Origin of the sequence: Plantactinospora sp. ZYX-F-223 (assembly GCF_039649625.1) — a bacterium.
Classification (GTDB): Bacteria; Actinomycetota; Actinomycetes; order Mycobacteriales; family Micromonosporaceae; genus Plantactinospora.
Window position 1 is genome coordinate 41,676 of the sequence record NZ_JBDJAV010000051.1, and the last position, 22,597, is coordinate 64,272.

Annotated in this window: 19 protein-coding genes and 1 pseudogene; 7 read left to right on the forward strand and 13 right to left on the reverse strand. The window is 68.6% G+C overall.

The features are described 5' to 3' along the window. Nucleotides 1–7: 7 nt before the first annotated feature. From AAH979_RS35265 to AAH979_RS35300, 8 genes are all read right to left on the reverse strand, one after another. The gene (locus AAH979_RS35265; protein WP_346262465.1) at nucleotides 8–415 is read right to left on the reverse strand and encodes a VOC family protein; all 408 of its coding nucleotides are present in this window, start codon (nucleotides 413–415) and stop codon (nucleotides 8–10) included. Between the two features lie 160 nt (nucleotides 416–575). After that, a complete protein-coding gene (locus AAH979_RS35270; protein ID WP_346262466.1) occupies nucleotides 576–1,010 on the reverse strand; it encodes a hypothetical protein in 435 nt (144 codons plus the stop codon). Between the two features lie 510 nt (nucleotides 1,011–1,520). Next, nucleotides 1,521–1,985 carry a GNAT family N-acetyltransferase gene (locus AAH979_RS35275; RefSeq protein WP_346262467.1) on the reverse strand — a complete coding sequence of 155 codons (465 nt, stop codon included), beginning with the start codon at nucleotides 1,983–1,985 and terminating at the stop codon, nucleotides 1,521–1,523. Between the two features lie 300 nt (nucleotides 1,986–2,285). Then, complete coding sequence (locus AAH979_RS35280; protein ID WP_346262468.1) at nucleotides 2,286–3,335, reverse strand: phosphotransferase; 1,050 nt, start codon at nucleotides 3,333–3,335, stop codon at nucleotides 2,286–2,288. A 556-nt stretch (nucleotides 3,336–3,891) separates the two neighbouring features. Next, on the reverse strand, nucleotides 3,892–6,339 hold the full coding sequence (locus AAH979_RS35285) for an FtsX-like permease family protein (RefSeq protein ID WP_346262469.1): 2,448 nt from the start codon (nucleotides 6,337–6,339) through the stop codon (nucleotides 3,892–3,894). Further along, a complete protein-coding gene (locus AAH979_RS35290; protein ID WP_346262470.1) occupies nucleotides 6,336–7,016 on the reverse strand; it encodes an ABC transporter ATP-binding protein in 681 nt (226 codons plus the stop codon). The genes AAH979_RS35285 and AAH979_RS35290 overlap by 4 nt, the downstream gene beginning before the upstream one ends. Next, on the reverse strand, nucleotides 7,013–7,534 hold the full coding sequence (locus AAH979_RS35295; protein ID WP_346262471.1) for a PadR family transcriptional regulator: 522 nt from the start codon (nucleotides 7,532–7,534) through the stop codon (nucleotides 7,013–7,015). The genes AAH979_RS35290 and AAH979_RS35295 overlap by 4 nt, the downstream gene beginning before the upstream one ends. A 459-nt stretch (nucleotides 7,535–7,993) precedes the next feature. Beyond that, on the reverse strand, nucleotides 7,994–8,581 hold the full coding sequence (locus AAH979_RS35300; RefSeq protein ID WP_346262472.1) for a TetR/AcrR family transcriptional regulator: 588 nt from the start codon (nucleotides 8,579–8,581) through the stop codon (nucleotides 7,994–7,996). Nucleotides 8,582–8,662: 81 nt separating this feature from the next. Between AAH979_RS35300 and AAH979_RS35305 the strand changes: the two genes are divergently transcribed. Further along, nucleotides 8,663–9,559 carry an SDR family oxidoreductase gene (locus AAH979_RS35305; protein ID WP_346262473.1) on the forward strand — a complete coding sequence of 299 codons (897 nt, stop codon included), beginning with the start codon at nucleotides 8,663–8,665 and terminating at the stop codon, nucleotides 9,557–9,559. Nucleotides 9,560–9,626: 67 nt separating this feature from the next. Then, nucleotides 9,627–10,349 (forward strand): annotated as a pseudogene (locus AAH979_RS35310) (aldehyde dehydrogenase family protein); the annotation flags it as partial. Nucleotides 10,350–10,640: 291 nt separating this feature from the next. On the opposite strand, the gene AAH979_RS35315 reads toward AAH979_RS35310, so the two are convergent. Next, entirely contained in the window at nucleotides 10,641–11,090 is a 450-nt protein-coding gene (locus AAH979_RS35315) for a hypothetical protein (RefSeq protein ID WP_346262474.1), read from the reverse strand. 447 nt (nucleotides 11,091–11,537) lie between these two features. Between AAH979_RS35315 and AAH979_RS35320 the strand changes: the two genes are divergently transcribed. Next, nucleotides 11,538–13,412, forward strand: a complete 1,875-nt coding sequence (locus tag AAH979_RS35320) for a sialidase family protein (protein WP_346262475.1) — start codon at nucleotides 11,538–11,540, stop codon at nucleotides 13,410–13,412. Nucleotides 13,413–13,888: 476 nt separating this feature from the next. Here AAH979_RS35320 and AAH979_RS35325 read toward each other — a convergent pair whose 3' ends face one another. After that, nucleotides 13,889–14,545: an MFS transporter gene (locus tag AAH979_RS35325; RefSeq protein ID WP_346262476.1), complete on the reverse strand. Its 657-nt coding sequence runs from the start codon at nucleotides 14,543–14,545 to the stop codon at nucleotides 13,889–13,891. A 934-nt stretch (nucleotides 14,546–15,479) separates the two neighbouring features. Here AAH979_RS35325 and AAH979_RS35330 point away from each other — a divergent pair. Next, nucleotides 15,480–16,256 carry an SAM-dependent methyltransferase gene (locus AAH979_RS35330; RefSeq protein WP_346262477.1) on the forward strand — a complete coding sequence of 259 codons (777 nt, stop codon included), beginning with the start codon at nucleotides 15,480–15,482 and terminating at the stop codon, nucleotides 16,254–16,256. Between the two features lie 603 nt (nucleotides 16,257–16,859). Then, nucleotides 16,860–17,459, forward strand: coding sequence for a hypothetical protein (locus AAH979_RS35335; RefSeq protein ID WP_346262478.1), 600 nt, complete (start codon nucleotides 16,860–16,862; stop codon nucleotides 17,457–17,459). Nucleotides 17,460–17,768: 309 nt separating this feature from the next. Here AAH979_RS35335 and AAH979_RS35340 read toward each other — a convergent pair whose 3' ends face one another. Then, nucleotides 17,769–18,080 carry a hypothetical protein gene (locus AAH979_RS35340; RefSeq protein WP_346262479.1) on the reverse strand — a complete coding sequence of 104 codons (312 nt, stop codon included), beginning with the start codon at nucleotides 18,078–18,080 and terminating at the stop codon, nucleotides 17,769–17,771. A gap of 837 nt (nucleotides 18,081–18,917) precedes the next feature. Here AAH979_RS35340 and AAH979_RS35345 point away from each other — a divergent pair. Then, nucleotides 18,918–19,322 (forward strand): hypothetical protein, encoded by a 405-nt coding sequence (locus AAH979_RS35345; protein WP_346262480.1) that lies wholly within the window; start codon nucleotides 18,918–18,920, stop codon nucleotides 19,320–19,322. Between the two features lie 99 nt (nucleotides 19,323–19,421). On the opposite strand, the gene AAH979_RS35350 is transcribed toward AAH979_RS35345, so the two are convergent. Beyond that, complete coding sequence (locus tag AAH979_RS35350; RefSeq protein WP_346262481.1) at nucleotides 19,422–20,702, reverse strand: DUF1963 domain-containing protein; 1,281 nt, start codon at nucleotides 20,700–20,702, stop codon at nucleotides 19,422–19,424. A 156-nt stretch (nucleotides 20,703–20,858) separates the two neighbouring features. Here AAH979_RS35350 and AAH979_RS35355 point away from each other — a divergent pair, with 156 nt between their 5' ends. Then, nucleotides 20,859–21,761, forward strand: a complete 903-nt coding sequence (locus tag AAH979_RS35355; protein ID WP_346262482.1) for a hypothetical protein — start codon at nucleotides 20,859–20,861, stop codon at nucleotides 21,759–21,761. Between the two features lie 328 nt (nucleotides 21,762–22,089). Here AAH979_RS35355 and AAH979_RS35360 read toward each other — a convergent pair. Then, on the reverse strand, nucleotides 22,090–22,597 hold a 508-nt coding region (locus tag AAH979_RS35360; RefSeq protein ID WP_346262483.1), incomplete at its 5' end, for a hypothetical protein.

The following is a 22,597-nucleotide window of genomic DNA, read 5'->3' on the forward strand; positions in this document are numbered from 1 at the left end:
CCGATCGTCACGGAACCGACGGGGCGCCGGCGCTCCGCTGGTCCGTTGTGGGCGGCAGCCAGCAAAGGCAGAACGGGTGACCGGCGGGATCGGCATAGACCTGGGCGCCCCGACTCGCGGCGCGGTCGTCGGCCGCCTTCAACAGGCGCGCCCCCAGCGCGATCGCCTGCTCGTGCGCGGCGTCGAAGTCATCGACGTAGAGGTCGAGATGGACTTGCTGTGGAGTGCCGTCAGGCCAATCGGGCGGAACATGGTTCGGCGCGAGTTGGATGCCCAGCTGCCAGTCGCCGTCGACCCAGATGTTGCGCCAGCGGTCGCCCCCGTCCACGGCGCCGCCCAACATCCCGGCCCAGAACTTGCTTTCCGCATCAAGATCCGCGGCGTCGAAAACGATCATCCGATGCCTGATCTTCATGAAAGTCGCACCCTCCCGCCAGCCGTGCGGCCACCGACCCGTCCGAGTAGCCCGCTCGAACGGATCGACCAGCAGCTCAGCAGCAGCATAATCCGATAGGCGGCGCCCTCCTGGGGGCACCACGAAACGCGTATCCCGAACGCGGCTCGACGTGTCTACATCAACCGATGTCGCGGTCGACGGCCCCGGCCACCGCTGGCGACACTGGAACGAGGACGACCTTGCCGCCCTTGTCGCGGACTCGTAGGGCCCGGTGACCATGTTCCTCGCCGAGGGGCGCCGATGTTGGCGCCACAGGCTTCGAAGGCCCGCAGCCCGAGCCGCCGCGCATGGCGATCAGGGCGAAATCGTTCGGGTTGGCGGATAGGCGTGCGGTGGTGATCAGGGCTTCGAACTGGAGGTGGCCCAGGCCGAGGGTGGATGATTCGGGTGGTACCACGGGTCTGCGGAGGTAGTCGGCTGGTGAGTGCGGCAGGATGTCCTCGATGACGCAGACGCGGTAGAAGCCGATGACCACCCACAGTCGGCGGGAGTCGGCCGAGGGCTGGCGACGACGTACGTCCGGCAGCCAGCGCAGGTACCGCTCGATATCCACCCGGCCAACGGACAGCGGGTGCAGGTCCTGGTGACCGCACCAGGTCGGGAACACCCGCAGGTCGGACTCGGTGTGCAGCCGCGGGTCACCCCGGTGCCGACCGAGGTAGCCGGCTGCAGCGGCACGGAGAGCGAGACGATCGGAAGAGACGACACTGGCACCGAAACCGGGAAAGGCAGTCATACCTCACGGTGCGTCACCAGGCACCCTCAGCGCCAAGGCCCGCCGTGCGGCAGATCCGGATGCCAAGATCACTCGCTCGGACATCATCGACATGCCGCCGAACGCCGCGGGTGACCGAGGACAGAAGCGGATACCGCGGTGCGCGATCAAAGATCCGTTCGCTGTTCGAGCACGACTCGATTGCCGGCCTCGCCAGAGCAGAGACCACGTGCGCCGGCCGTGCCGGAAGAGCCCGCAGACTGACTCCGTCGCGGTGAACAGTCCAGTGGCATCCAGGCCGTAGGCGTGCAGCCGCACCGCACTACCGCCGAGCAGACGCGGTACCCGTCAACGGATGTGTTCCCTGGTCCACCTGAATGCTGCGGCCGTGTGGGTTGCACCTTCACGGAGGTAGAAGCGATGTGCCTCGGTTCGCGCAACGCCGGACTCCAAGAAGACGTAGTCGGCACCCTGCTCGTGCGCCCACGCCCTGGCGGTCGTCAGCAGGCTAGCGCCGACGCCTCGGGAGCGCCATTCGAAGTGCACAGCAAGATCTTCGATCGAAGCCCGACGCCCGAAGCGCACCGACAGGATGTCCAGGTAGACGCTGGCCACGCCGACCAACTGATCCTGGTCCGAGCGGGCTTCGAACAGTGCAACGTTCTTGTCGGCGAGAACCTGTACGGTGCGCTCGACGGCGCGGTCCCGGTCCCAATCCGGGGGACGGCTGCCGGGTGGGTCGAAGAGCCACTCCAGCCCCCGCACGAATTCGGCCTCGGCACCTTGCCGTAACCGTCGAATCTGGATGTTCATCAAGCCCCCATCAGCTGCCTCGGCGATGGCTGCGCGCTCTCGGAGTCGGAGGGAACCGTTGTCGGACCATATCGCGACACCACCGAAATCCTGATCATCGATGCCTTGGCTACGAGCGCGGGGAGCGGTCCCACCTGGCCGGAAGTTCGGACCCCGCCCCTCACCAACGGGTTTGTGTGGGCGTGACTTCGGGGCCCAGCTGCGACTGGACTTGAACTCGTGCAGGTGTCGAGCATGGGAGGTGCATTCGCCGCCGTCATCGATGCTCGTGCGTCCACTGTAACGAGAGCTCGTACGGCGTCACGCGTCGCCTGATTCGTAATGCGGTTGCTCGTCGGCGGCGTGCGGATCGCGTGGGCTGAAGTCGACGTGTGGTGGATATTGCTCCAGTGTCGGCTCGGCGGCCGGCCGGGGTGTGGGATCGGATCCTGCTTTGCGGACGTCCGCCAGCAGCTTGGCGATCACCGCTTCGGTCACCCAGGCGTCGCCGGTACGGTCGGCGGCACCCAGCCAATCACCGACGTCCCACATCGCCCGGCAGGCAGCCAGTACGGGGAAGCCGGCCACCTCGCTCTGGCTCAGCGGACGGACCTGCTGGTAGCCGGCGAGGACCGCTGCCCAGCGTTCGCGATCCTCCTCCGGCGAGCCGGGCCCGCGATAGAGAGTGACCAGGTCGTACGCGCGTAACCCGAACCCGCAGTGGTCAAAGTCGAACGTGACGAACCATCCGTCGCCGTCGATGTGGGTGTTGCCCCGGTGCAGGTCTGCATGGATGATTCCGTATGCGCCGCCGATCGCTCGGAGCCGCTGGATCTCGCCGGTCAGTCGCTCGCCGAGCTTGCCGAGTTCGGCGAGGTCCGCCGCGGCCCGGGCCGAGCCGGCATAGGGTGCCAGGCTGGCCAGCGGCCGTTCGACGAGGATGCGCTCGTCGAGGTGGTAGCGGTCGTGGCTGGTGAGGAAGGCGTCCATCTCCAGGTGCATCCGGGCGATGCCGGAGCCGAACTCGCGCCATTGCTCGGCGGTCAGCGTGCCTTCGTACAAGGGCGTGCCAGGCGCGTGGGTGAACAGGGCGAAGCATCGTTCGCCTTCGGGCGCCATCAGCCGGCCGAGCCGGTCGCCGAGGGTCCGCTGGTACGGGCGGATGACGCCCAGCCCGGCCACGGCCAGGTGCTCAAGCAGGTCGAGCTCGAAGCGGAGGTCGGATTCCGAACGGATCCAATACTTTTCTCGGTTGTAGACCCGCAGCACGCGGCGACCGCCCTCGACGTCCGTGACGAGGTAGGTGTCGTTGAAGCCACGGTTCAGCAAGCTCACCTTGACGGGCGCTGCGATGGCGTACTCCCGCTCCACGAGCTGGGCGAGGTCCTCGGCGTGGAGAAGCGAGTGGGTCACGCGCATGTCGAGTGAGCCTATTAGGGGACCAGGTGGCCCGCCAGGGAAACCGGCGGTGGTAGCCGGGCGGGGTGGCGCAGTATGTGTGGGTGCATCCTCGGCATCCCGATTCCGGCGGTGGCGGCGAGGTGCTTGAGCCGGCGGGTCGCCACGTGCCGGTCCATCCGGGCTCCGCGGGTTGCGCAGGATCGGACCGTCGAAGCGGCCGTCGACCCCACGGTCCCGTCCTGGCCACTGTTGGTCGCAGTGGAACGAGGACGACCCGAAAGGGCGCTGCCGGCTCGCCGGGGCGGCAGCGCCCTACGGATACGAGGTGATGGATTCCTGTCTCGGATGCCCCTCACTCCGTCGGAATCAGCCCTGATCCTGCGGGTGCGGTGGGGGGCGCCGTGGTCGACTGCCAGGTTCCGCTCGTCACGGGGTTTCGAGCAGTTGGTCGCCCGAGTGTCGCCGGAAGAGTCCTGTCATCCACGCGACGCCGGATAGTCGGTCATCGGATGTTGTCCGGGCGCTTTCATTCGATGCGTAGGGCGTCGGGTCGGGTCACGGCTCGGACGAATGGCAGCGTGGCGGCGGTGGCGAGTAGGCAGGCGACCAGCGTGGTGGCGCCGATGGCAGCGTATCCGTCCCACGGTAACGGCGGCGGGGCGACCCCGGTCGATGCGCTGAGTCCGACGAGCAGCCAGGAACTGGCGGCGGTGACGAGCACGGCGAAGCCGATGGTGAGCGCCAGGGGAAGCGCCGCGTACAGCAGGGCGCTGTACCGCAGCACCCGGGCGGGAGTTCCCATCGCGGTCAGTGCCGAGTGTGCCCGGTGCCGCTCGCGGATGCCGTCGGCGGTGGTGACGGCGAGCGAGAGGCCGCCAGCCAGTACGACGGCGATGGTCATGAGGAGCGCCGCGCGGGTGTAGCCGTCTGAGGACGACCGGGCCAGCACGACGGCTTCCTCGGCGGTCAGCGGTGGGAAGGGGGTCTGCTGTGCGCCGAGGCGCGCCCGGACCGCCTCTAACGTCTCGGCCCGGCCGTCGGTGGCGACCAGTAGGTTCGGGAACCATTTGTCGGGCAGGTCGGCGGGGAGCATCGTGGGTGGGACGAGCAGGTCACCTGCGAGCAGCAGCCCGTCGGTGCGGTTGGTGAACTCGTCGGGCAGGGTGACTTCGGGAAGCTCCGCCGGTACGTCGAGGATCGGGCCGGCCGGTGGACGGTCTGGCTCGATCACCGGTTGAAGCCGACCCGCCGCCGTGATGGTCGACGAGGGGAAGTAGCTTCCGGTGAGGTAGTGCAGGGTGTTCGGACGGCAGTCGGGCAGTGACGCTCGCAGGATCCGTCCCAGGTCGTCGCAGTCGGCGATCACAGCTCGGACGTTCTGCTCACCGATCCGGGCGGTTCCGTCGCTGCAACAGTCTGTCGGTCGTACGCCGGGCGGCAGTAGGTCCAGGTGGCGGACCGCGGCGACCTGGGCGACACCGTCCACCGCGCGCAGTGTCTCAACGACCGGCTCCACCCGGGCGTCGGCGGCGAGGGTCACCACGACGGTGTGCGGGCGCAGGGCACCGGCCAGGCCGTCGTCGCCGTCGACGTCGATCTGGTCGAGGACGGGCAGCAGCGCCACCACCCAGCCGAGCAGGACGACCACCAGAGCGGTCCCGGTAACCGCCCGGGCGGCGCCGGCCGGATCGGCGATCAGTCGACGCCCGGCGAGTTGGCTGGCCAGGCCGGGTCCCCAACGCGCCACCGCCAGGCCAGTCACTCGGGCCAGCGCGGCGGCGCCAACCGCCAGGCCGACCAGACACATCACCGCCCCGCCCAGCAGCAGCGCACGACCGTGCCAGGCACCCGCGAGCACGGCCCGGCGGTCGGCGTAGGCGCCAACCAGCATGGCGAGACCGAGGCCGAGCGGGAGCAGCCGGAAAGCGCCGGCGCGGGCCGGCTTGGCCTGCCGCCGTACGCCGAGCGGGGACGCCACCGCGCGGCGGAGCGCGAGACTACCGGTGAGGGCGGCCAGCGCCGGCACTCCGACCAGTACGGCCATCGCCACCGCTGGTGGCGGTGCCACGTCCTGCGGATAGAGGCCGTCCGGAATCGGCAGTAACGCCGCCACCGGGGCGCGGAGCAGGAAGAACAGTCCGGTACCCGCCAGCACGCCGAGCGCTCCAACGACCGCAGCCTCCACCGCGCCGAGCATCCGCAGTTGGCCTGCGGTGGCGCCGACCAGACGCATGGCGGAGGCTCGCCGTTCCCGGCTGGCCTGGGAGAGCCGGACCGAGGTGCCGATCAGGACCAGCAGCGGCACCACCAGGCCCACACCCGCCAGGGCGACCACCACCAGCAGGGTGCCCGTGGCGTTCGCCTCCTGCCCCATCCCGGTCCCGTCGACGTGCACACCCTGGGATGCGAACAGCGACCCTTTTGCGGGGCGTTCGAACGCCGTTGACAGGCCGGATTCGATGCCCGGTGGGCCGACGAGGCCACCGGGCGGTGGGCCCGCGACGGCGTACATCTCCTCCGGGCCGACCAGACCCGCCGGGGTCACCGTACCCACCATCCGTTCGGGCAGGCGTGGCGCGAGTTCCGCGCCGTGTGTGCCGGCCAACACCGCCGCCAGCGCGGGCGACACGAACATCTCCCCGGCCTGCGGGGTTCTCGGCACGCCCAGCGGTGGGGCGACCGCCGGGCCGACGACCTCGACCCGGAGCACCCGGATCTCACGCCCGCGCCAGAACCCGACCGACAGTGCCGCCCGTACTCCCTCGGTGCGGGTCCCGGCGTCGGCGGTGGGCACGACCGCCCGGGCCGCGTTCTTGCCGATCCGCTCCACCACGGCGGGCAGTACACCCCCGACCGCGAGCAGCAGGACCACTCCCGCCGCCACCCCACCGACCATCATGAGCAGTCGGATCCGTCCCTCGCGCCCGCCGGTAAAGGTGAGCCGGAGTCCAAGCGCCAGTCCCCACCCGGTCACGCCGACACCTCCGTTGGCGCCGTCGCGCCGTCCCGCAACACGACTTCCCGATCCGCGTACGCCGCGACCCGGGGGTCATGCGTCACCAGCACCACCGCCGTGCCCTGCTCCCGGGCCGTGCCCACCAACTCGTCCATGACGAGTTCACCGTTGAAGCTGTCGAGCGCACCGGTCGGCTCGTCCGCGAACACCACCCGTGGCCCGGTAACCAGCGCCCGGGCCACCGCCACCCGCTGCCCTTGGCCGCCGGACATCGCGCCGGGCTGTTTGCCGGCCACGTCAGCAACGCCGAGCCGGTGCAGCCACTCCCGGGCCCGTGCCTCGGCCACCCGCCGCCGTACCCCGGCCAGCCGTAGCGGGAAGGCGATGTTCTCCAATGCCGTCAGGTCCGGCACCAGCGACCCGAACTGGAAAACGAAACCGAAGTCGGTGCGCCGCAGGCGGCTGCGCCGGTCGTCGGACTGGTCGTCGAGGCGTACACCGTCGTACCACACCGTGCCGCTGTCCGGCCGGAGGATGCCGGCCAGGCAGTGCAGCAGGGTGGACTTGCCCGAACCCGAGGGGCCGACCAGCGCGACCAGCTCACCAGGGCCGATCTCCACGGAGACTCCGGCCAGTGCCTGGGTAGCCCCGAAGGCGAGTCGGAGGTCGACGGTCCGCAGCAGGGAGCCGCTCATCGCACCTCCCGAGCCAGGTGGTCCAGCCGGGCCGCGGTGTGGTCGATCCACCGCAGGTCGGCTTCGAGGTGGAAGAGAGTGAAGTCGCAGGCGACGGCTACGGCGGTGCTGCCACCCCGTTTGCGTGCCGTCACCTCCCGCATCGTCTGGCGGTGTGCCGCGCGCTGCGCGTCGAGCACCTGCAGGGCGGGCCGCCCGGACCGCAGCGCGATCATCACCTTGACGTAGACCACCGACTGCAGGTAGGCCGAGATCCCCTCCGGCTCGGCCAGCCACCGCTCCAGGTGCGTCACCCCGTCCGGGGTCAGCGCGTACGTCGTCCGGTCCGGACCACCTACCCGCTCGACGGCCACCGCCTCGATCTCGCCGTCCCGGGACAGACGGGCGAGGGTGGCGTACACCTGGGGTGGTTTCACCGGCCGATTCCAGCCGAACTGCGCGTCGTATTCGCGCCGGAGGTCGTAGCCGTGTCGGGGTACGGGCTCCAACAGCCCGAGCAAGGTTTCCGGAAGCGCCATGCGTGGCACTAGACACTGCGTTACTAGTTTTTGTCAAGGACCGGACCGGGGCGCCGCGCCGGACAACGGCGGGAGAGTTCCGAACTATCCAGTCGCCGACCCCCTCCGATCGACGGTTTGAGCCACTTGAGCAGAGCAACGTTCAGGTCGTGTCCGGGCCGCAACTGACGCCACCCCGACTACCTCCTCGCCGCCTACATGGCCGCCGGAACGTAGCGACCACGACGAGCGGACCTGCCGATGAGCGTGCCCTGGACCGTCCGATGAGCAGGCGGAATGACTCCCCTTCAGCTCAGCCCGTAGGAGGCCGTGGCGCGTGGATGCCACTGCTGGATCAGGGCATGCGGTGCAGCAGGTCGTTGGTCGTCGGGGGATGAACTCGGCCATGGCGAGCCGCTGGCGTCCGGGCGGATCTCACCACTTTTTCTGGCCGTAGCCGTCGAATCCACTGGTCGCCGGTCATGCGTGCCGGCTCTTGCCGGCGATCATGTCGACAAGGGTGTCGGTGAGGTCTTCGGCGGAGACGCCACCCCATTTGGGATCGGTGAGCTGGCCGCTGGCCTCCAGGCCGGCGATCCCGTTCGCGCTGCTGATGAGCAGGGCTGCGTATCGGCGGGCGTCCTGCTCGCCGACCAGGTCGGCGACGACGGCGAGGAACTCGGTCTGGCTGCGCTGGGCGGCCCGGGCGAGTGCCATGGGGTCGCCGGGTGGGTTGCTGAACATGAGCTTGTAGAGGTGTGGCTGCGAGCGGCCGATGTCGATGAGTGCGATGAGGCCGCCGCGCAGTTTGTCGGCGGGCGACAGGCCCGGATCCGCGCGAAGGGCTTGCATACGGTCTCCGAGCCTGTCCCAGGACTGGGTCCCGACGGCGATCAGCAGGCTTTCCTTGTCGGGAAAGTGCCGGTAGGGCGCTCCCCGAGTCACTCCGGCGCGTGCTCCCACCGCGCGCAACGTCACGGCGTCGAGGCCACCGGAATCGAGCAGGTCAGCGGCCGCGTCGAGCAGGGCGCGGCGCGTGGCGGCGGCTGATTCGGCGCGGCTGGTCACGCGGACGATCCTAGCGCGCTTGTGATGACTAAGTCACTTGACCCAGTTGACAACGTCATCTCACCATCGCACACTGGAAAGATGACAACGTCATCTGAAACTCAAGAACTCGTGGTCGTGACCGGAGCGTCAACCGGCTTGGGCGCGGCCACCGCGCGGGAACTGGCCCGCCGCGGCTTCCACGTCCTCGCCGGCGTACGGCGCGACAGCGACGGTAAGCCCCTGCGCGCCGCGGGCGTCGAGCCGGTGATCCTCGACATCGCCAACCCGGACCACATCGCCGCGCTCGCCGCATCGGTCGAGCGGGACCCGCGGCCGCTGCGGGCGGTGGTCAACAACGCCGGCATCCCCGGCGCCGGCCCGGTCGAAGTGACGCCGCTCAGCGAATGGCGGCGCATCTTCGAGGTGAATCTCTTCGGCCACGTCGCCGTCACCCAGGCCCTGCTTCCCGCGCTGGCACGCAGCAAGGGCCACGTCGTCAACATCAGCTCGATGCTCGGCAAGCTCTCCATGGCCGGCTACGGACCGTACGCCAGCAGCAAGTTCGCGATGGAAGCAATGAGTGACGCGCTGCGCAACGAGCTGGCCCCGCACGGTGTGCAGGTGGTGGTGGTCGAGCCGGGCGGCGTCAAGACCAAGATGGCCGGCCACGGAACCGCCGGCTTGAGTGAGCTCGGTGCCCGGATGACGCCGGAGCAGAACGGGCGCTACGGCGACCTGATGCAGGCGCTGCCCTCCCACATCGCCGCGTTCACCAGAGCCGGTGTGACCGCAGGCGTCGCGGCGAAGACGATCGCCAAGGCGGTGACCGACCGCAGGCCCCGTACCCGGTACACCATCGGCGCGACGGCCACCTTCCTCATCGGTGTCTCCCGCTTCCTGCCCGACCGGATGCTCGACCGGATGACGACCTCCGACCTGCGCAAGCACTACCCGGCCGAGACCCGCGGCCGCACGACCACGACACGTACCGCCTGACCGACACCCCCCGGCTGAGAGAAATCGAGAGGACAACAATGTCGACCACCAGGACCGCCCCACGCTCAAGCGGCTCGGACTCGAGCTGGGCGGCAAGACCCCGCTGATCGTCTTCGACGACGCCGACCTGGACATCGTGGTCCCCACGCTCGTGATGAGCAGCATCCTGATGAACGGCGAGTTCTGCTGCACCGGTTCCCGGGTCCTTGCCCAGCGCGGCATTGCCGACGAACTACGCACCCGGCTCGCGGCAGCACTGGAAGGGGTCAAGGTGGGCCCCGCACTCGACCCCACCAGTCAGATGGGCCCGCTGATCGACAAGGTCAGCGTCGCCAGGGTCGACCGCATCGTCGAAGAGGCAGCCGACTACGCCAAGGTCATCGTCCGAGGTGGCCCGGTCACCGACCCCGACCTGGCCGGTGGCGCATTCTTCCGGCCCGCCCTGATCGAAGTCGACCAGGTCGACGTCCCCATCGTCCAGCAGGAAGTGTTCGGCCCGGTCCAGACCTTCGAAATTTTCGACGACGAGACCGACGCGATCCAGCGAGCGAACGCCACCGAGTTCGGCTTGGCCGCCTCCGTGTTCACCCTCAACGACTTGCGGGCCCGCCGCGTCGCACGCGACCTGCGCTTCGGTGGCATCTGGTTCAACACCTGGGGCACGATGTCCGAACACTTCGAGCAGGGCGGCATGAAGCAGAGCGGCTACGGCACGCTGTGCGGGCCGTCCGCCACGAGCGAGTTCCAGCACTTCAAGACCTACGGCAGCATGGCCCCACAGCCGGCCTAAGAACCCGGCCCAGCGCCGACCTCGGGGCTGACGCTGGGCCCGCCACCGCCGGGACGCAGCACGCCGATCCCACCGCGCTCACTCGTCCGCGACGAGCGGAAGATCACCGCAGGGATTTGCTTCGGTGAGCGCATCTGCCGCCGTCCGTGCGCGTCAGCCAGCCGGGAGCCGTCACGCCCCGTGGCCGGCTTCCCACGCCGACTGATACCCGGAACTGCCAATGAGCGCGCGCCCGATCTATCTTGGATTCGGAGGCGTCGCCGGCTGCCAAGTACGGGTGCGCCGGCTGCGTCACAGGGCGATCGGGCGGTAGGCCAGCGCGGCGTCAACGATCTCCTCCGCCGTCGCGTCCCGCAACTCGGGCGGCGGGTGAAAGATGAGGCCGCTCGCGCCCGGCATCACGGTGTTGCGCTCGAACGCCTCGATGTACCAGTCGTCGGTCGGGTCGGCAAGGATGCGACGCACGATCTCGACCAGTTCGTCTCGGGTGACGTCGGGGAGTCGGACTGGCGGCGGCGCGCACGCCCACTCGACCAGCTGTTCACGGTCGGGCGCTCCGCAGTGATAGTTGAAGTCGTCGAGCCCGAAGGTGTGACCGGTCGTCTCTTTGAGCGTCTCGATTGCGGTAGTGGCGTCCTTACCGCGGTCGACGAGCTCCTCGATCTGCAGTATCGCCTCCCTGATCGCGACTCGCCGCTCGGGCGTAACCGGCCGGCGTCGCAGCGCATCGCGCAACTCCACTCCGTGGACCCTACCGGTACCCGGCACGGGCTGGGCCGAGTGGCCAGGACCCGTTCCGAACCGGACGGACCAAGAATCCCGAAATCGGATGCACGGATTGCCGCGATGCGCGCGCGTCCGGCAAGCCCGGTGACTGTCCATAGAGAACTGGACATGACGGTCCATACCTGACCCATGTTGATGGCCCCGTAGGGCCAGCCGGTGGTCCCAGGCGGCGGCCCGGTCGGCCGGCGCTCTGTTTGTGGCACCAAGGAGGTGGTCGCCAACACGTGCTTCGGGAATGTCGCGAGGTTCGATCTGCCGTCCCGTCAACTAGTAGGAGGTATCGCACTTGAAACCGAGACAAGGACCCGGCCGGAGTCGCGGACGACTGGTGTCCGCCGTGGTTTCCGCGCCTTTCGCGACCATCCGGGAGCACACATGGTAACCCGCCGACTACTTTCCGCCGTGATCAGACCGGTGCTGGTCGCGCTGATGGCCGCCACCGGCTTGGTGGCGTCCGGCTCCGCCGCCACGGCGGCCGAGCCGGTGGGCACTGACGAGATCCTGTTTAGCCGCGGAGAGGCGGGATATTTCTGCTACCGCCTCCCCACGCTGGTGAAGGCCACCAACGGTGACCTGCTGGCGATCGTCGAGGGGCGGGAGCGTAGCTGCAACGACGACGCCGACATCGACCTCGTGCTGAAGCGGTCCACCGACGGCGGCATCACGTGGGGGCCGGTGCAATTGATCGCGGAGGCCGGCGGGGACACCCTCGGCAACCCGGTACCGGTCGTGGACGAACGCACCGGCCGCATCGTGATCCTGGCCAACCGCAACGCCTACGGTGCCTGCCCTCCCTGCGACCGGGACGTGTACCTGCTGACCAGCGACGACAACGGGGCGACGTGGACCGCCCCGCGAGAACAGCCGCACCTCAAGCGGCCGGAGTGGGACCGGTTCATCGCCAACGGGCCGGTGCACGGCATCCAGCTCACACGCGGCCCGCACGCCGGCCGGCTGATCGTCAGCTCCATGCACGAGATGAGCAACGGCGACCAGCTGCCGGTCTTCGGCGCCCACCTGTACTACAGCGACGACGGTGGCGACACCTGGCAGATCGGTGCCACCATCGCCGACTTCGAGGGACGGGCCAAACCCACCGAGACGACGGTGGTCGAGCTGACCGACGGCCGGCTCTACGTCAGCGCCCGCGAGGTCGCCGCCGCGTCGGACGGGGTGCGGGCGTACGCCTACTCCAGCGACGGCGGCGAGAGCTTCGACGGCTACTTCCAGACGCTGCCGACATTTTCCACGGTGCAGGTGCAGGCGTCGCTGCTGCGGCTGACCGCCACCGACGAAGGTGACGCCCGTAACCGCATCATGATCTCCACGGTCGCGCATCCGGGCGCCCGCGAGGTCATGGCGATCCGGTCGTCGTTCGACGAGGCACAGACGTGGCAGACCACGGACCAGGGCAAGGTCTTTTGGTGGGGACCGACGGCCTACTCCGACATGATCGAGATCGGCACCGACGCCACCCACGGGATCATGGCGGGGCTGCTCTACGAGGCCGGTGCCACCAGCCCGTACGAGACCATCCGCTGGGCCCGATTCAACGAGGCGTACCTGGCGACCCCGAACGGCAAACCGGCGGGCTTCCCACCACCACCGGTGCCTGGCCCGACGACCCCGGACAAGTCACCGCGGTACGACAACACCGCGTACGTGCGGGGCGACGCGACGCTGACCCGCGGCCGGTACGGCAAGGGCCTGGCGCTGGACAAGGTCGACGACGGCGTCGAGGTGCCGTACACGCCCGCCGTGGACGTCGAGGACAGCGACTTCACCGCCATGACGTGGTTCCGGTACGCCGCGACCACCGGCTCGCACTCCATCCTGTGGGCGTACCGGATGAATTCGGCGCCGCAGATATGGCTGCGGGCCGAACCGGCGAGCAACCGCATCCGTGCGTTCCTCGGTACCGGCCTGGGCACCGCCGTGACGCTGGCGTCGCCGGCGGCATACAACGACGGGGCGTGGCACCACATCGCGCTACAGCGGCTCGACCGCCAGCTCACGATGTACGTCGACGGCGTCCCGGTCGCGACGGGCACCACGCCGCCCGGCTCGGTCACAAACGGCCGCGAGTTCGGCATCCACGGCCTCTCCGTCGGCCAGCGGCTCGACGGCGCCGACCGGTTCCTCGGCACGCTCGACGAGTTCCGGTTGTACGGCCGCGCGTTGACGGCCGAGGAGCTTTTCGAGATCCGTACCCACAATGTCCCAATCGCCGGCCAGATGCGGCTGCGGTTGCCGTTCGAAACGATCGATGCGAGGTGACGTGATGACACATCGATCACCGTCCGTCCTGACAATCGCCGGAGTGGCGGCCAGCCTCCTGAGCAACCCGTAGTAGTAGCAGTCTCGGTGCCCCGCCAGGACGCCCGCCTGGCGGGGCACCTGCCCCTCGGGCCGCCGGTCCGGAACCGCCGGACCGGCGGCAGAGCGCCGGCGACGTCACGTGCCCACACTTCAATGAACCTTTTCCAACCTCCCCTTGCGGTCCGGCGGACCGCAAGGTCGGACGCGGTGCGTGAGCGCCGCGCGGTCCAGGTTGAAGAGGTTCAATGACCATCGGCCGCACCAGGGGCCCGGGCAGGTGCCACCCAACCGCGAGCGGCGGTTGCCTGATGCTGCGTACCTGGATCCGCCCGGGACGCCGTGACGGGCGGCCGCTCGGGACGGCTACGGACGCGGCTTGATCGGGTCGGCGTGCGCAGTGGCCGCGGCCGGGCTCCCCTACGCCGCCCGCTTCTTCACGCCGACGGTGCGGCCGGAGGCTGAGCCGGCTGGGACACCCGCTGCGTCAGCACGACGATCCCGCTCACCGCGGTGGCCAGCATCGCCACCACCCCGAACGGCACGGCCAGCATGAAAGGCCACGGCCGACCGAGCGTCCGCACCAGAATCTCCCCAGCCACGGGTCCGAGACCCAACCCCAGCACCACCGCGCCGGCGACGAGTGACGTCACCCACACGTGCCGTGCCCCCACCTGCGCGACCAGCACGGCCGTGACGCCCCAGGCCAGACCAGCCCCGAGCCCGGTCACCGCCCGGCCGACCAGCAGCAGGCTGATCCCCGGGGACAGCGCGGTCAGCAACGATCCGGGCACCAGCAGCGCGATCGCGGGCAACGTGACAGCAGTCGGCCACCATCGGCCGACCAGAGCGCCGACCGGAACCGCCAGTGCCGCCGACAGCAGGTAGGCGCCGAAGATCCAGAGGAGCCCCAAGCTCGGCATACCCAGGCTCCGCTGGATCGAGGCCCATTCCAGCCCGACGGTGATGGTGAGCAGGTAGGCACCCAGCGACGCGGCGAGTGCCGGCCCGATCAGCAGCCAGACCGGGTGGACGCCGGGGCGTGGGCCGTACGGGGGAACCTGGTTGGCGGTGCCGAGGGAGGGCGGGGTCACCCCGGGGATTGTACGGGCGCGGGGCTCTGCGGCAGGTGACGGACGGACGCCTGCTCATGCCAGGTCCCCCATGGAACGTCGAACCGCATCAGCTCCGGGGTCTGGGAGCGAATGGACGCACTTGCTCGTGCGTCCCTGCAGCGCCCGCCCGCCCCTTCCTGGGACGCCAGCAGCGCCGAACAGCCAAGGAAGGAAAATTCATCAGACCCTCCAACTGCCCTCGGCGAGCTGGAATACGCGAGGATCCAACCCGTGCCGCGAAAGATCGGCTTGTAGCGACGCTGGGCGGATGGGCCGGAACGGCGCGACCGTCAGCTATCGGAGGCTGGCCGACGACGCAATGGCCGGCCAGCCGGTCGTGTTGCGAATACGAGTGCGCCGGTTCTTCTGCGGCACCGCCAGGACTGGCCAGTGGGGTGGTTCGATGAGCCGGTCGATGGCGCGGCGGTACAACCACGCCCACCGGACGTCGTCGTATCGTACGGCTTTGGAGCGCATCGGGTTGACGCTGGCTGACAGGGCAGGTTCGCGCCTGACGGTCCGACTGGGGTTTCAACAGGCCAGACGCCTTGGTGGAGTTGGTGCACGCCCTGCCTGATTCTGAGGTATGAGACAGCCGCGGTGCTCGGGGTCGATGATGTCGCGATCAGGCGCGGGATCGAGCACACCGACCGACCCCGCGTGGGCTGGCCTGGGCGTACCCGTCGATGGTCGCGGCCGGGCTGATCGCGTCGCCGCCGGCTCGTGGGCTGCGGTAATGCTCACCGCGACGCGCGGGCCGGGCGCTGCGCTCGGCGTGGCCGCGGCTGTCGCGGCCGGGTCCGCCGCCTGAACCGTGGCCCGCCGCGCCCCGTTGACCCGGTGTCATTCACGGTGGCTAGGGACATTGCCTACAATCGCTCCCTAACGGCCGCCCCATCGAAGAGGATCCTTGATGACCGATCCCAAAATCGACGTAACCCGGCCGAGTAGTGCGCGGGTGTGGAACTACCTCCTGGAGGGCAAGGACAACTTCGCCGTCGACCGGGACTTGGGCGAGGCGCTCCGCTCGGCGCACCCGGGGATCGTGGCGGTCGCCCAGGCGCAGCGGAGGTTCCTCATCCAGGCGGTCACGCTGCTCGCCGGTGAGGTGGGCATCCGGCAGTTCCTCGACATCGGTACCGGTCTCCCGACGGCCGACAACACTCACGAGGTCGCGCAGCGAGTGGCACCCGAGTCACGGATCGTATATGTCGACAACGATCCGCTCGTGCTGGTGCACGCCCGCGCGCTGCTGACCAGTTCACCCGAGGGAGAGACCGCATATGTGGACTCCAACGTGGAGGATCCGGAGCGGATCCTGAGCGAGGCCGCCCAGACGCTCGACTTCAGCAGGCCCGTGGCCCTGACCATGATTGGCATCCTGGGCAACGTCGCCGACTACGCCGAGGCCCGCTCGATCGTCCAGCGGCTGCTCGCCGCCATGCCATCGGGCAGCTACCTGGCGGTGAGCGACGGAACGAGCACCAGCGTGCAGAGCGTGGAAAGCCAGCGAATCGCCAACCAGAGCGGCCACCCGTACAACCTGCGTACTCCGGAGGAGATCGGCGGCTACTTCGAGGGCCTGGAACTGCTTGACCCCGGCGTGGTGTCGACCTCGCTGTGGCGGCCAGAGCCGGGAACAGAACCGGCCGCCCTCGACGTGTACTGCGCGGTGGGCCGCAAGCCTTAAAAGATCTTTCGGTATTTGGGTTACGGTTAGCGGCGTAGGCCGGTGTGTGGTCCAGGAAGTTGAAACACAGCTGGCATCCGCCGCCGATGCGGTGCAGGCCGGTGTTTACGGCGGCGTCTGCGTTGTCGAGGAGGCGGCGCGCGAACGGGTAAATCGCCTGTTCAGGCTCGCGTCTCGCCTGGATCGAGCATGCATCCTCCTCAGCGTCATCCATTTGGTTCGTCCTGTTTAGACGATTGACTACAACGTCGGACGCCCGGATCTGCCGCAGACCGCGCGTTGGGCAGCGTCGGTCCTGGTTGTCGTTGCTCAACCTGCATGTCGGGATGACCGCGCTGTGCTGGCAGGCATCGACGCTCGATCCCAGGTGCAACCCAGCGTGACCGACCTGACCCCGGACCTCGGCCCTTCGGACAAGCCACTACCCGGACCCGCCACCAACCACCCTGAAACCCCGGCGTGGAGAGTGCCTTGCACGGGGTGCCACAAGCGGACGCGGACCGACCTACGCCGGCGGTGTTTGTTGGGGAGGGCTGGGGCCACCGGCGGCCGAGCGCGACGGCGTTCGTGCGGCGTCGATAGGGTGCAGTCGTGGTGATCGACATGCTCGAGGTCCTGCAGGAGCGCATCGCGACGTTCCGGCGCTTGGAGGCCGAGCACCGCTTCGGCGTCGTCATCGACGCCCGGGTGCCACTGCCCCGCATCCCGGAGCTACCAGCCGGGCTGTACGACGTGTTCGACCTGGTCGGCCGGGTCGAGACCGGCGTCTTCCGGTTCGAGCCGCCCCCGGTGGTCCGCACCGTCGAGACGTGGTCGGCCAGGCCGCCCACCGACGCCGGCATCTGGGTGGAGCACGCGTTGCCGATCGGCCGAGAGGTCGTCTGGATGGACGACGACAACCCCGTGACGGGTGGCCAGGTCGACATCGATGTCGTCGATGGCAGCGTCTTCCATCTCGACGGCGACGACTTCGCGGACTACTGCCACCGAGGTGGGGAAGGGCGCCTTGACTGCACAAAGCTCGCACCCGACCTGCCGACCTTTTTCGCCCGATACGTATTCGGGCCCGAGTACCCCGACTTGGTCGGCCTCATCTGCAGGTTTCCGGCGTACCGGACCCGCAGGCGCCGCTACGCCGATCCCTGGATGCGGCTGCTCGTCGCCGCCGGGCTGGTCGCGCCGCCTGCCAGCGGCAAGATCTGACCGCCCCGCCGCCGCTGCGTTTGCTGGCGACCCGGCCGCGTTGAGCCGCGATGCCACCATCGCACCGCGATGCCCGGCCGCGGCTCGGCACGCACGACGGCACGCATGGCAGATCCGGGCTGGGTCCGTTCCCGGATTGCCACCGCTGCGACGGATCCGACGTACCGGCACAGCGTCCTTCGACGTGGTCGCCGACGGTCGCCCGCGTGATGCCCGCAGATCCGCTCAGCCCCATGGCGGGAGGCTCGATCAGCGGCAGATCCGGCCCTTACCCCGCCTGACCGGCGCGGGCCTCGTAGCCTCCGCATCTCAGGCCAGGCCGTAGAGCCGGTTGAGGTCGAGTAGGTGATGGCCTACGACCGAGCCGCCGATCACGTCCAGCACGAGCACCAGAAACACGTTGGGCGTCTCGCATCGCACGAGGACGTGCTCGTAGACGCTCTCAGGCATCCTCCAGGCGTAGGGCACTGCTCCCGCCGAGAAGTCGTGGCCGCCGAAGTCCTCCGGTGGGATGGCCTCGAAGTATGGCCAGAAGTCGAACGGCGGCTCCTCGTCCGGGTCGACTCTGATCGGATGTAGCGCCATTGTGGCTTTGTAGTCGTCTTCTGTAAGCTTCGGCATTCGATCAGGATGGCAAGCCCAGGGCCGCTGATGCGAGCAGGGTAAGCATCGCACCTACCGGCTGCGGCGTGCCCGAACCAGGCCGCCAGGCTCACGTCCTCGGCCGTCACGCACCTACCGCTCCGCGCTGAATGCCCGCCACGCCAACCGGTGCAGAAGCTGGTCTCTGCACGTCGGGCTCGCGACCTTCAGCCCGCGAAGTTCGGTCTCCGCGATGTCCAGTTTTGCGAATGCGAAGTCCGGCCGTTCGCCGATCGGCCTGTCAAGGATCGGGTGTCGAAATGAGATGACCAGACACATCCATCCCGGTGTCGGAGTGGGCTCCGGCAGGTACGGCACGATTACGTGCACCACGGCACGGTCAAGGTCGGTCCTGGCGCCCCTACGACTGTAGTTGGAGACCTCGGCCGTCCGTACGAGCCTTCCATCTCTTTTGGTGACGCGATCAGAACCCGGCCCGGCACCGGCCAGCCGAACCAGGTATTCACGTACCGGCCGACGCCGACGATGCCACCGCCGAACACCCGCGAACACCCGCGCCCTCCTGTCGGAGCAGACCACCCGTCATCGAGGCCACGAGCTACCTGGACGACTGGGTGATCCGTAGCGACGAGGTGCACCTGTTGAGTCTCGCGTAGGTGCTCCGGACACAACCAGAAGGCATCCCCGACACCCGTTATCCGCATGATCGAACGCGCTCAACTCGGCGTGATCGGACGCCGCGTCGAACGTACGTCGCCACGCTCTGTGACCCGTGCGCGGCCCGCCACCGCGCGTGCTCTGCGGCAGATGCGGAGGCCGTGCAAGCCTCTCCGGTCTCCGTGTGAGGATCTTCTGGTGGTCATGGAGCCGGTCCCCAGCTACGAGGACCTGATCTGGCTGTTCGAGGCGGAGCCGGTCTATCGGTACGCGGACGACGAGCGCGAGGCCGGATACGAGTTCGACTGGCGAGAGCTGTGGCCCTACACGGCAGTGACGTTCCGAACCACCCGAGCCGGATACGACATAGAGATGTACATCGAGCCGGGATACGAGGTCGTTCGGCTACGCTTGCGGACCGCCCCCGACGGAGCCGAACTGCTCGACCTGGATCTGCGTGGCGTTCAGCGTGTCGGAGTCGAACGGATCCACGGTCGCGAGCTGCTACGAGTCGATTTCCCGGATGACTCGCCGGCTTCCGCTCTGTGGCTACGGATGAAGCCCGACGTCGCGCTGCACTGGTCGTATGGCACGGCAAGTTGACGTGGCTGCTCGGAGAGCGGCATGAGCGGATGCCCAGCATCTGACGTCGGCGACCGCAGGCAACGCGGATCCGCAGCCGCATTCGGCGCCGCCGGTGTTCTACTCGCTGAACTCGGTCACGGAAAACGCCTTGTCCAGCCTACCGGCGGCCAGGTCGTCGTGGCGGATCACAAAACTCCCGTAGTAGCACTCGTCGGCCAAGGAAAAGCGGGCGAGCGACACCCACTCGCTCGTCAGCCGGTGCTTCTCCTTCTCCACATGGGAATACCACTTCGCCACCGGGATGACGATCTCGCCGGCCTTCTCGCGCCCCGCGAGGATCTGTTCCGCAATACCCGTGATCACCTCATCGTCGGCATACCCACCGATATAGGCGCTGGCGAGCCCCTCGTCAGACGGCCAGAGATCGTCGGCCAGAGCACAGAGCTCGTCCAGGTGTGGCAGGTCACGGGCCAACTGCCGCTGGAAGGGCGACGGGTCGTCCTCGTCCTCGTCCGTGCCGAACCAATTGGGCAACTGCGCGAGGAGCGTGGCGCCGACGTCGTACTGCTTGCCGATGAACTCGTCGTTGGCGGGTTCTTCCGCCACCTCGGTATCGGTGCTGGCCGGTACATACACGACTCGCGCGTATCTCCGCTCCCCGGTGGCTCTGGCCAGGTAGTCCTCCTCGTGGTCCAGGAAGAAGAGCAGCGAGCCGTCTACCGGCAGGCCGAAGCCGTCGACTCTCGGCAGCGCCGCACAGTCGACGGAGAAGATGAACGGCAACGGACTGACCCCGGCGAACGGCCAGTCCATGCCCACCGGCAGCCGGGGCAACCCACCGAACTGCCCGACCGGAACACCGCCGGAACCCCCGCTCAACCGGATCGACAAACGGAGGTACTTGGTGAACCCGCTGATCTCGTCGTCCGGGATGCCCAACTCGAGCGCTGCACGACGAAACTGCCCCTGATGATCCATGGCCCAGCATGATGCCACGAAGACAACGACGAGAGGGCGAGCCGGCAACCGGGTGACCCACGGCCCGCAGACGCCATCGTCGGCACCGCCGCGGTGATCGGGTGCGTCCGCATCGGCACAGGCGTGCGTCCGACACGTCGAACTATGGCGTACCGATAGTGAGGGGCGCCGGTGTCCAGCGCGCTCGCTCGGCGGCAGAGGAGGATGCACCCGGAATTCAGCTGCGGTTCGCGCATAGGTACGCGGTGACCGCGTGTAAACGGCGGACAGCAGCACGGTTCCGGGAGGCAGGGTCACGTGAGCGATGGCTTCCACCTGAGCCGCGCTGGCGACCTGCGAGCGGGACTGCACCGGGAGCGGATCCAGTTCGTTGTTGACGAAGACCAGCCCGGCCACGCCGCAAGCGATCAGCGACAGCACCAAGGTTTTTCCTGGAGTTTGCGTGGCACGAATTCCTTCGACCGGGCGACTGTCATATCCCTGTACGGGCGGTGATGTGTCCGGAGATTTTGCCTTCGCCCACTACAGTGAAACTTGCACCGATAGCGTCGACGGTGTGGTCCGACTGTCAAGGACTTGGGCGAGGTGCCGGTGGGCGAAGCGTGTGAGTCGGTAGATTGGAATCCGCTTGGCTCGGCCGGGGCACACTCCCAGCTGGCCGGCGTGGTCGCTGGTCTCGTCTTCGCTGGCATAGTCATGCTGATCGATAGGGAGACGCCGAGACGTCCGTCGGCCAAGGCGTTGACCATGTTCATCGCCGGCCTGGTCACGTTCGCTCTGGATAGCTTTTTCTTTGGCGTCATCGCCGGTGAACGGACCTGCCCCCGGGCCTGGACGCAGACGACGGTGGCGGCTGGGATGCTTGGGGTTGGCTCGCTCACCCTGTTCACCGGCTTAGCGTGGCTGATCGCCGGGCGCAGCGAGTTCGAGTCTCCGCTCCGGTTGATCCGGGTGACCGCGTACGGTCTGTCCCTGGTGATAGTCGGACAGTTGGCGGTGACCGCGCACGACTATCTGAGGGATGTCCGGCCCGAGGGGATGTATCCCTGGCTCGACTGGCTGGTCCGGGCATGGTCGGCGCTGGTCGCGCTGGTCGTTGTCGGGCACGCGTTTGCTCCCCGACTTCGTTACGGGGCGCATCGGGCGGTGACCCACGCGGCCTACCTCGGGATTGCCTACGTCCTCAGCTGTGCCGTCATCTTCGGTCTGTTGACCACTGTCGACCGGAGCTACTGGGCGGACGGGGTCTCGCCAGGCGTATTCATCGCCGCCGCTCTCCTGTCGGTCATGCTGCCTGGCATAGTGGTCGTTGTCCAGCTGATGGCCTTCCCGTCGGGGACGGTGGCGGTTCGACCGCCGGTCGCTCCGGCGCTGCCCGCTTCCGATGGGCCGTCGCCTCCGCGTGGCAAGCCGCCGGCCGTGGAAGCCTCGGTTGGCTCCGAGTCGTCGTCTGCCGACCCCCGGGGCAACACCAGGTGATCCGCTCCCCTGGGGGCAGCAGCGGATTGTCAGCAAGGAGGGCACCGCTACTTCGAGCAGAACGAACCCCCTTTCCAGCCACTCCTCGCGCGGTGCCCGACGAGACCGCAGGCCAGGAGAGAACCACGCCAATGCCACCGGTGGGCAGCCGCAACGTGGGAGCGTCTCGCCGGGCACCGATCCGGCCGAAAGTCTCCAAGTAGCTGCGGACCGGGCGCAACGTGCCGGGAATGGATGGTATGTCAGCGGCTCGGCATGCCGCAGAGCATGCGGGATGGCGGCTGGCGAGCTGTGTCAGCGAGCGTTCGCCGAACCGAATGTTCGGCGGCTACCGTACGGGCCCGGTCGCAGGTGCCGGCGGGAACAGTTGACGCAGCGTCGGGCCGACGGCCGTTGCCAGCGTACCGTCGTCGCCGGAGTGCATGACCAGGTTGACGACCCCCATCGCGACCTCTCGGGTGCGTGTTTCGGCGGCTGCGGTCGCGACGTCGGGCAGGGCGAGATCGGCGAGTAGCTGTCGTACCAGTACGCCCTCGCCCCAGAGTGCCTCGGCCGGGCTGGAGAGCCGGCCCAGCCAGGACAGCAGGATCGCGGCCCTGCCAGCGGGTGAGGGCATGGCGGCGGTGAGCCGTCGACGGGCCTCGTCGACTTGCGCATCGGACAGCTCGCCGGATTGCTGACCGGTGACGGCGACCAACACCGGATGCAGCACGTCAGGAACCCGACGCTCGGTCAGGTACCGCTTGTCTGTTCTCCCCGCGGGCCGGAACTGCGGGCGGCCCTCCTGCAGGTTCAGCAGGTCGGCCAACGGTGCCAGGAAAGGGGTCAGCTGATTC

Coding starts and splice junctions, on each gene's coding strand:
- AAH979_RS35265 (WP_346262465.1), bottom strand. CDS start 415: ATGAAGATCAGGCATCGGATGATCGTTTTCGACGCCGCGGATCTTGAT.
- AAH979_RS35275 (WP_346262467.1), bottom strand. CDS start 1,985: ATGAACATCCAGATTCGACGGTTACGGCAAGGTGCCGAGGCCGAATTC.
- AAH979_RS35290 (WP_346262470.1), bottom strand. CDS start 7,016: ATGAGCGGCTCCCTGCTGCGGACCGTCGACCTCCGACTCGCCTTCGGG.
- AAH979_RS35295 (WP_346262471.1), bottom strand. CDS start 7,534: ATGGCGCTTCCGGAAACCTTGCTCGGGCTGTTGGAGCCCGTACCCCGA.
- AAH979_RS35305 (WP_346262473.1), top strand. CDS start 8,663: ATGACAACGTCATCTGAAACTCAAGAACTCGTGGTCGTGACCGGAGCG.
- AAH979_RS35330 (WP_346262477.1), top strand. CDS start 15,480: ATGACCGATCCCAAAATCGACGTAACCCGGCCGAGTAGTGCGCGGGTG.
- AAH979_RS35335 (WP_346262478.1), top strand. CDS start 16,860: ATGCTCGAGGTCCTGCAGGAGCGCATCGCGACGTTCCGGCGCTTGGAG.
- AAH979_RS35340 (WP_346262479.1), bottom strand. CDS start 18,080: ATGCCGAAGCTTACAGAAGACGACTACAAAGCCACAATGGCGCTACAT.